The 2370-nt window shown below is 45.0% G+C and carries 4 protein-coding genes; all 4 read left to right on the top strand.

Annotated elements, in window-relative coordinates; genetic code table 11:
* Positions 1-210, top strand: a 210-nt coding sequence (locus ACO0LF_RS30760) for a hypothetical protein (RefSeq protein ID WP_423021129.1), incomplete at its 5' end; no start/stop codon positions are given.
* Between the two features lie 251 nt (positions 211-461).
* Positions 462-764, top strand: a complete 303-nt coding sequence (locus tag ACO0LF_RS30755; protein ID WP_423021127.1) for a hypothetical protein — start codon at positions 462-464, stop codon at positions 762-764.
* Between the two features lie 95 nt (positions 765-859).
* On the top strand, positions 860-1132 hold the full coding sequence (locus ACO0LF_RS30750; RefSeq protein ID WP_423021125.1) for a hypothetical protein: 273 nt from the start codon (positions 860-862) through the stop codon (positions 1130-1132).
* A 489-nt stretch (positions 1133-1621) separates the two neighbouring features.
* Positions 1622-2370: alpha/beta hydrolase family esterase (locus tag ACO0LF_RS30745; protein WP_423021123.1), on the top strand; the 749-nt coding region annotated here is incomplete at its 3' end.

The raw sequence follows: 2370 nt of genomic DNA, 5'->3' as shown, positions 1-2370 counted from the left end.
GGCAATTCATTGGTGGATGGGCCAGAGACGGTGCTTAATACTGAGCCGGCACCGTCCGTGGACGACGGAGAAATTGATTTAGTCATTGCGGGAGCCTTTAAAAGTCAACCAGATCCAACTACATCAGCCTGGTCAAATAAGAGAAAAATAAGTGAACACGCAAGACATGACAGCGCATCTCCAAAGACAGTAACTGCAATAACCCGGTAGCACTGTTAGTTTCCGCACATAAGAAAAAACTTAATCGACTCCATGTTGCAACGATTTCTGAAAAATTTCTAAGTCAATAAAATTGACTATCAAAAGAAATTTTGCGTTGGGAACCGAAACGAAAGCTGCCAACGAGACAGGAAAAATATGTGATGCCTACGGCACCGTGAGTTTTTACGCCGTCGGTAACAGCGTCATATCCTACGTCTATCGGTCGATTTTGATGACTTCTTGCCGCTTGAGTAGCGTCTATGATGATGCCACTGATTAATAACAATCAGTCAAATGTGACCGCGGCAATCAGCGGATTTTTTCGGAGCCTCATCATGCCTACAAATTCATCAAGCAGCAAATCATCTTCAACCAAATCCAGTGGTACTACAGGAACTCAAGGTGGTACGCACGAACAGCACGTCAAAGCAGGTCAGCAAAGCCATAAAAATGATGGCAATAATTCAGATAACGGCAAATCTGCTAGCGGTTCTGATCGCGGTGGATCCAAATCAGGCTCTGGTACTAAATCGAGTTCCAATTCCAACTCCAAAAGTCGTTAATTGCTGAAATCAATAACGGGCACTCTGGAGACAGATGCCCGTTAAAGAAGCAAATCGAAGCTACTTTTTTAAATTTCATTATTGAAAGCCACACCATGACCATCAATACCGACCCATTCGCGGACGCTAGAAATTCTGCAACTTTACCTACTGGGTCAACTAATCCTAGCGCGCCGGACAAATTTGACGCTACAGAGCGTGATATCGTCGAAGGTGATCAAAAACAAATTGAAGAAACGGAAAAAAACCCTCAAAAAGATGCCAACGGAAATCCTTTGGAAAATGATGGGCTGGACCATGCGGGTAGTGAAACGATATCGAATTCTGAAAATAATCCTGAGACTCTCGACAAGCAAAACGATCGATAGAAAAATGGTCCAAGGTCCATTTTTTTATCACGACAATGAGGATGTATCAAACAAAAGAAGATGAAATTCAGAATGCCGTATCGATCAATGTCGAAAGACCAGACACATTTGACAATAATTCAAATGGCATTCTTTTCTTATTCTGAGTAATAAAATTCCCATGCAGCGAAACGCACATTTGACAGCTCGCATAAAGGTTAAATTGGTGGCAGAACCCGAGCAAGCCGCGGCCTAAGCTGCACGACGCTGTAACGCCGCATTGGTATTAAAGACAGCACAACCGTTATTGTTGACTCAAAAGGAAGGCTGTGGTGTCAGAGTGGTGGCAATACCGGTTTTTTCACTTCTGATCAAGCGATGTATTAGTAGGATTGATGCGGGGCTTGCTGTTCGTAGAGCGACGCTGGCCGACCGAATTCTTTGACTAAGTAGAATTACTCCCGAAACGCATTACAAAATATGCGCCCTGCACCACATCGAAAGCACACTATGAATTTCAATCAAGACTCGCTGGAACACAAGCACACGGCAGGAAAACCTTGGCTCGATAGCAAGACGTTTGCTATGCCATTTCAGGGCAGCATTCAGCTAGATCAATTACAAAATTTGACAACCATCACAGAAATGATATTAAGCACGCTGAACGTTCAGTTGTTTGGTACGACGAAGACAGGCTCTCCTGCCTCATCTGAACATGATGCGACGTATGAGAAAGTCGCGCATGATACCAACCCTCGGGAATATAAAAACAACGCAGGTTACTTCATAAGCGGCAGCTATGCAAATGCGCATGGCAAACGCGATTATAAGGTCTATATCCCTTCTGAATATAAAGGGGAGGCGTTGCCACTGATTGTCATGCTCCATGGCTGCACACAAGGACCGGATGATTTTGCCACTGGCACGGGGATGAATCTAATCGCTGAACAACAGCGATGCATCGTTGTTTACCCTTGCCAAGACCAAGGTGCAAACAGCTCGAAATGTTGGAACTGGTTCAAGGCTCTGGATCAAAAACGCGATCAGGGCGAACCTGCGCTAATTGCAGGTATCACACGCAAGATAATGGCTGATTACCATGTAGACAAGCACAGCGTATTCATCGCAGGTATGTCTGCTGGTGGTGCTATGGCTGCCATCATGGCAGACGCGTATCCTGAGCTATATGCAGCAGTTGGTATTCATTCTGGCCTGCCATTTGGTGCAGCAAGCGATTTATCCTCTGCGCTAGCAGCCAT

The sequence above is a fragment of the Undibacterium sp. Di27W genome (genome assembly GCF_049340345.1).
Classification (GTDB): Bacteria; Pseudomonadota; Gammaproteobacteria; order Burkholderiales; family Burkholderiaceae_D; genus Undibacterium.
Note: the sequence above shows the minus strand (reverse complement) of the source record. Positions and strands in the feature narration are given on the sequence as shown.